The following is a 6,581-nucleotide window of genomic DNA, read 5'->3' on the forward strand; positions in this document are numbered from 1 at the left end:
GCAGAAATAATTTAAATCCTATCTTTGCAATCCCAAAACAAACGGGGATGATTCCGTAGCTCAGTTGGTAGAGCAATACACTTTTAATGTATGGGCCCTGGGTTCGAGTCCCAGCGGGATCACAGAAGATAGGAAAGCCTTACAGGTCGAAAGATTTGTAAGGCTTTCTTAATTTAGACTCTTAGATGTCCCGTCCGGTAGTTGCAATTTTTTTTCGCAAGATGATTGTGCTGTATTTTCCTGAAAATTTACCTGTTCAGCTGAATTATATCGCACCGCTGATTCTTTGCGTAGTGATTTTGTAAATTACCTTTGGTTCTAAAAAATGAATTCAATGGTGAAAGCACCAATGTTTTATATTTGGATTTTCAAATTGACATTAATTTAAGATTTTAACTCCATCGCAACTAGTGGCGAAAATTTATGATATCTCGCAGTGGAATGAATTGGCTTGGTTCAGTACCGGAGGTACGCGGGCAAAAAAACTTGTTCAATCCCCAGAAGGCCAACTTTTCTACTTCAAACGCTCTCAATATAAGGAACCAACGGCAATAAAGCCTGGAAAGGACTTCAGGTATGAATTCTGGAGCGAAATAATCGCTTACAATGTTGGGCGATTTCTTGGATTTAATGTTTTGTGCTATGATATTGGGCACGATGGAACTAATATTGGTTGTATTAGTGAGTCTATGTTCGATGCAGAAAAACAACATTTTATGGAAGGTATTCGCTTCATTCAAGGCGCATATCCTGAGTATGAGCCAGATAACAAAGAACATAGGAAGCTGTATACCTTCCAGGCTATCGAAGGCGCATTGAGCAAGTTTCGCTTGTCTGGTTTTTGCAGGAACCTTGTAGAAACAATAGTGTTCGATGCTATAATTGGTAACGGTGATAGACATCAGGAAAACTGGGGAATAATAATGGATCATTCAGGGATAAGAAAGGCTTTAGATAGGCTTAGGACTCTTTCTGCAACTCAGTTAAATAGCCTTGATATGGAATCCTTGTATGACACAGGAGTAGCATTTGCGCCCATATATGACTCAGGAAGTAGTTTAGGTAGAGAGTTGACCGAAGAGCGAATAGGTGCTTTAATTGAAAGTCCATTAATGATGGAGACCTACTTAAAAAGGGGCCAGGCCGAAATTCATTGGAATGAGAAAAAGCTTTCCCATTTTGAATTAGTTCGAGAGTTGTTAAATTCTGACTATAAAGCTATCATTACTAATAGGTTGAGCAGTATATTTAATTGTGAGTACTCTGATTTTATCAGGGGAACGCTTATTGATATAGATAGTAAAGTCCCGGATAGTTTCTCGGAATATAAAATTCCGGAGTCTAGAAAGGATTTTATTTGTAAATTAATTGTATCAAGAATAGAGATTTTAAAGCAACTAATCGATGCATGAATTCGATCAAATATTTTTAAGTTGGAGGTCTGGTCAAGGATCTAGTCGCCATATTGTAGGTCAACTGTCTGAAGTTGATGGCGTCTTCCAGTTTGAATATTTTCCAAATGAAGTGGAGAAAGCATTGGAATTAGGTTTTGCCCCGTATGCAGAGTTTCCCGACGTTAGTCAAAAGTATAAAACGAATGTATTAGAGGTGTTTGGCCAGCGCCTGACAAAATCGGAAAGACCGGACGTTAAAAAATTTTACGACTTTTGGGAAGTAAAGCCTGAATTCATTCATGATAAATTTTATTTGCTGGGACATACACAGGGGTTGTCTCCAGCGGACAATTTTGAGTTTCTCGCTGATTATAATCCAATAAAAGGGTTGTCATTTATAACAGAACTTGCCGGACTTTCAATAAGGAATCTTCCAGCAGATACTCTTATGGTAGGAGACGAGTTGAGAGCGGAGTTGGATGCAGGTAACAATTTCGACCAACATGCGGTGCGCATATTTAAAGCCGAAAGGTTTATTGGGTATATTAAGCAAATTCATTGTAGGGTCTTTCATAAAGAGGGCGCGCAAGAGTTGAAGTTGAGGGTTAAAGCAATAGAGAAGAATGGCATTTTGAAACGTGTATTCATTGTTGTTTCGATCTAAGAGAAATTCCGTTATATAGTATCATGCAAGCGGCGAAGATGCTTCCGGTTTCCAGTTCTTGGAAATTGTCAATATGTGTACTAAACCATACCTAATCCACTTTATACCATTTCTTGTAATTCAATCCGAAAAACATACTAAATTGTTCCCTAAATTCATAAGTAATCTTCATACAACATCGCAATTTGTCAGTGTTTTCATATCGTGTGGGAATTTTTGATAACTAAGTAACTCCAAAACAATAAATACCGTGAAATTTTAACTAATGCTTCGTCGCCTATACAATTGTATCTCTCTCGCTAGCTTATGTCACGCCCCGGAGGTCCAATTTGTTTTCCGGCGATTGCTTTCTTGCGTCGTCGTGCACATGGGGATTATCACGGTGTTTATATTATCCATGTGGTGTCCGTACAAACGCAAAACAAAAAAGCAGCTGCACTGTGCAGCTGCTCCGTAATCCTATCTTCTGCGCCTGTACAACAACAGCCCCGCCGCAAATATCAACAACCCACCAGGTATCACTCCAAAGAAAATAACCCGCATCATCAAAATCCCCTGATCGTCACTATCGATCGCATCCTGCGAGCGGATAGCGCCAGTATTAACCGGGAACGCGCCATACGTAAACCACCGGAACATCTCCGTAATCAACGGCTGGTTCCAGTTGTAAGGTTTGCGGCGGCCCAGTTCACCGGAACTCATGAAATCGGCGTCCCCGGTTACTACGATCCGCTGTTCTTTGCCGTTTACGTGGCGTTGCGCCGCTACGGCCAGCGCTTCGTTGTTTTTCGCGATCAGCAACGGAACAGTGTGGAAGCCGGCCGTGTCTGCATAACCGATGCCCGCGGTACCCACCATCGACACCACGCCCTTATCAGCCCTGTAACCGGCCAATCTGGGCGCTATGGTGCCTGCACTGTCCGCAAAGCGGGCGAGGATAAAGTCGGGGGCGTAATCGCGGCTTTCTTCCTGGATGGGCGTGGCGCCGGGATGTATGCCGAGCGGCTGCAATAGCGGTGTTACCACGTCTTGCGAACCGGGTTCGGTGATCACGAACAGGTTTCGGCCGCTGGCTACGTATTGGGCCAGTTTCTGCTGCACTTCGGGGGAGAACGCGGTTTTGGGATCGGCTATCACCAGCACCGAAGTAGTAGCGGGTATGTCTTGCCGGGCAAGGTTTACGGTGTCTACGTTGAAGCCCTGGTTGATCAGCGCGCCCCTGAACGTCAATTCATTTACGAAGGTCTTGAATTCGGCATCGCCGGCTTTGGTGATACTGCGCTCGCCGTTACCGCGCAGGAACGTGATAACGGGGATATCCGCCGGGGTGATCAGCCTTTTCAGGGCTGCGGTGAATTCCTGTTCGCCGGGGTATATGCGGATGTCGTTGTAATAGCGTAAAAAGGTTTTCTTATCACCATACTCCAACAGGCGCACCAGGCGGTTCTCTTCGGGGTTCAGGTCTACGAGTTTCTTTACTGCATCCGGTTTCAATACTTTGCGATAATCGAGGTCCTGGATGTCGGCTACCTTTTTGGCGATGGCGGCATCGGTTTCGCCGGGGTAGTTTTTGTAGAGACCCTCGTTGTTGGAGAAGTCGTAGTAGTATACGTATTCCATCTTCATATCGGGCATAAACCGGCGGTAGGGGGTGAGGATGCGTTCGTCCTCACTTTTCTTTTCCGGTGCGCCGAGGTAGTAGTTATTATCGAGGATGTTTACGTACGTGGTCACTTTCAGCGGATGTTCCATTTTGGAGATCAGCTCGCGGCTTTGTTTGCCCAGTGTATGCGTTTGCGTGGCCGTCATATCAACATAACCGGTTAAGGCCGGGATGGTGCTTAGGTAGCCTGCCAGGAAGCACACTCCGATCAAGCCAAGGTAGCGGGCCGTGCGCGCTGTCCCGGAGCGGGCTTCGCGCTGGTCTTGCAGGCGCATGCCTGTAATGGCTAAAAAGAAGCCGATCACGATCAGGAAGTAAATAATGTCCTGGGTGCTGATCAGGCCGAAAATGAATTGTTCGGTCCTGCCGGCAATGGACATAAAGTAGGTGATATGGCGTACGGTATCGTTGCCCTGGAACAATCCGCCTACGAAGTTAAGTCCTGCTAAAACTGCCAGCGTGCTGATGGCGGCTACTACCTGGTAGGTGGTGAGCGACGACATAAACAGGCCGATGGCTGCATAGGCGCAGATCAACAGGTACAGGCCGATAGCGCCGGACGCTAAAAACTGCCAGTCAATGTTGGTGATGAAAAATGAACCTGCCACGCCGTATAAACAAATGATCACGAGCAGCAGCGCGCCGTAGCCCATCATGGCCACGAATTTGCCGAGTACGATATCTCTTACTTTAATGGGAGATGATAACAGCAGTTTGATGGAGCCGCTGTGCATTTCGCGGCTGATCAGGCCCATGGTGAGCAATGGGATGTAGAAGTACAGGGTGCCCTTCACACCGGGATAAAATCCTTCCTGTAAACCTGCGAACACCATCGATGTCACATCGCTAAAGTGATTGCCCATGCGCTGTGCGCGGCCGATCATCTGTATGTAATAGAGAAAATTAACGCCTATCTGCACGGGAAACACGATCAGGATGAGCCAGGCTACCGGCGAGTGAAACAGGAGGCTCAGTTCCTGGCGGGCTATTCTGGTAATTACTTTCATGATTGAACGGTCGGTTTAAATGTTTTGTTGGATAACTGTGCGAAAATGGCGTCGAGCGAACTTTTCTCCAGTGTAATTTCTTTCAGGCGCCATTTGCGGTGAACGCTAGTTTCCACCAGTCCTTCCGCAATGTCGGCGGTAGGATCGAACCGCATGCGAACGGTTTTGTCGGTGAGGAACACCACTTCTTTCACACCTTCGATGGCGCGCAGTTCTTCGGCTGCCGGCGGGTTTTCCATGGTGGCCACTAAGCTATCGGGTTCAATGTAATTGTTGAAAGTATCCATCGTGTCTTTAAACACGATCTTACCACCTTCTATCATGATGATATCCTGGCAGGTGGCCTGTATCTCCGAAAGGATATGGGAAGAAAAGATCACTGCCCGGTCGGTCGCAATTTCTTTGATCAGTTGCCGCACTTCCAGGATCTGGTTAGGATCGAGGCCGTTGGTGGGCTCGTCCAGCACCACGAGCAGGGGGCGGTGAATGATGGCCTGGGCAATGCCTACACGTTGGCGGTAACCGCCGGATAAATTACCGATCAGCCTTTTGGAAAAATGTGCCACGCCGCATCTTTCCTTCACCCTGTCTATTGATTCACGGATCTTGCTTTTTTCGATCAGTCGCAGGTGTGCGCAATAGGTGAGGTATTCGTCTACGGTTTGTTCCAGGTACAGTGGTGCGTTTTGCGGTAAGAAGCCGATACGTTTTTTTGCCTCTTCCGGGTCGGTACGCATGTCGATGCCTTCAATCAGCACCTGGCCGCGGGTTTGACTCAACACGCCGCAAAGGATGTTCATGGTTGTAGATTTACCGGCGCCATTGGAACCGAGCAGACCTACAATACCGTTCCTGTTGATCTGGAAGTTGATGTCCTGCACCGCCCAGTCTTTACTGTAGCGGTGATACAGTCCTTCGATCTTTACGATATTATCCTGCATATTCAATTTATTACGCAATAAGAGATGAATGGCGCCGGAAGTTTCCGGCGCCGGATTGGTATATGGTTGGTGCGATGGTTTACGGATTTAGTGGCCAGTCTGGATTAAATATGGTGGCGTTTGGCCACAGCTGCCGCAGGTATTTATCGCTGCCGGGCTGCAATTCATATTCCTTTCCTTCGGCCGTATGTTTAATCGTTTTGCGGAAACGGGTTTCCTTGTTGAGTCGTTTCAGATCGATCACGCGCATGCCGGTAAATGCCAGTTCACGGCGCCTTTCCTCTAGCACAAAGCGGAGTACGCGCTCGTCGTCGTTGCCGAAATCGGCGGGCGTAAATACTTTATAGGCAGCAGGGGTAATGCGGTTCAAACGTAATTTGTTGATATCGCTCAGGGCTTCCTGCTGTTTGCCTTCGCGGGCAAAAGTTTCGGCGCGTACGAGGTACATTTCGGGCACGTTGAGGTAGTTGGAATAGAAATCGCCGCGGAGGAAAATCTTTACCTGGTACCTCGACATATAATTGAAAGGAGGTGCAGGCGGCCAGCCATCGGCGTAGTAAAGCGTCCAGCGTTTATCGTCGTTGGTGAACAGGGCGCTTAGTTCAGGCGAGGCGCAAACATCCATACCCAGCCCGAAAGGCCGCAGGAAGTGGCGCGCCACGATGGTTTCTGCATTCAGTTGCGCGTCGGGGATGTTGGTCCAGCCCAGCGGTGCGCCTGGTACGTTCGGGAACGGGCCAGGAATGATGATGCTGTAATCATTCATGTTCTTCAGTTCACCCTGTAGCGAAAGGGCCAGCTCCGCGTTTTTACGTGCGTTCTCATAATCGCCCATGAACAGGTACGTTCTGGCCAGCAGCGCGTATCCGCCCGCTTTGGAAGCCCTGAATTTCGTGAGTTTATTTTTTACAG

At 47.5% G+C, this 6,581-nt stretch carries 5 protein-coding genes and 1 tRNA gene; 3 read left to right on the forward strand and 3 right to left on the reverse strand.

From position 1 onward, the window contains the following. The first annotated feature begins 49 nt into the window (after positions 1-49). The 3 genes from QZT80_RS00205 (at position 50) to QZT80_RS00215 (ending at position 2,058) form a co-directional block, all read left to right on the forward strand. A tRNA-Lys gene (locus QZT80_RS00205) sits at positions 50-122 on the forward strand. Between the two features lie 288 nt (positions 123-410). Further along, entirely contained in the window at positions 411-1,412 is a 1,002-nt protein-coding gene (locus QZT80_RS00210) for a hypothetical protein (RefSeq protein WP_295116426.1), read from the forward strand. After that, the gene (locus QZT80_RS00215) at positions 1,405-2,058 is read left to right on the forward strand and encodes a hypothetical protein (RefSeq protein ID WP_295116428.1); all 654 of its coding nucleotides are present in this window, start codon (positions 1,405-1,407) and stop codon (positions 2,056-2,058) included. The genes QZT80_RS00210 and QZT80_RS00215 overlap by 8 nt, the downstream gene beginning before the upstream one ends. A gap of 459 nt (positions 2,059-2,517) precedes the next feature. Here the strand turns inward: QZT80_RS00215 and QZT80_RS00220 are convergent, their stop codons facing one another. From QZT80_RS00220 to QZT80_RS00230, 3 genes are all read right to left on the reverse strand, one after another. Next, complete coding sequence (locus tag QZT80_RS00220; RefSeq protein WP_295116430.1) at positions 2,518-4,728, reverse strand: Gldg family protein; 2,211 nt, start codon at positions 4,726-4,728, stop codon at positions 2,518-2,520. Continuing rightward, on the reverse strand, positions 4,725-5,669 hold the full coding sequence (locus tag QZT80_RS00225) for an ABC transporter ATP-binding protein (RefSeq protein ID WP_295116432.1): 945 nt from the start codon (positions 5,667-5,669) through the stop codon (positions 4,725-4,727). Before QZT80_RS00225 ends, QZT80_RS00220 begins: the two co-directional genes overlap by 4 nt. A 79-nt stretch (positions 5,670-5,748) precedes the next feature. Further along, on the reverse strand, positions 5,749-6,581 hold an 833-nt coding region (locus tag QZT80_RS00230; RefSeq protein WP_295116434.1), incomplete at its 5' end, for a RagB/SusD family nutrient uptake outer membrane protein.

It is taken from the genome of uncultured Chitinophaga sp., assembly GCF_902168175.1.
Lineage (GTDB): Bacteria > Bacteroidota > Bacteroidia > Chitinophagales > Chitinophagaceae > Chitinophaga.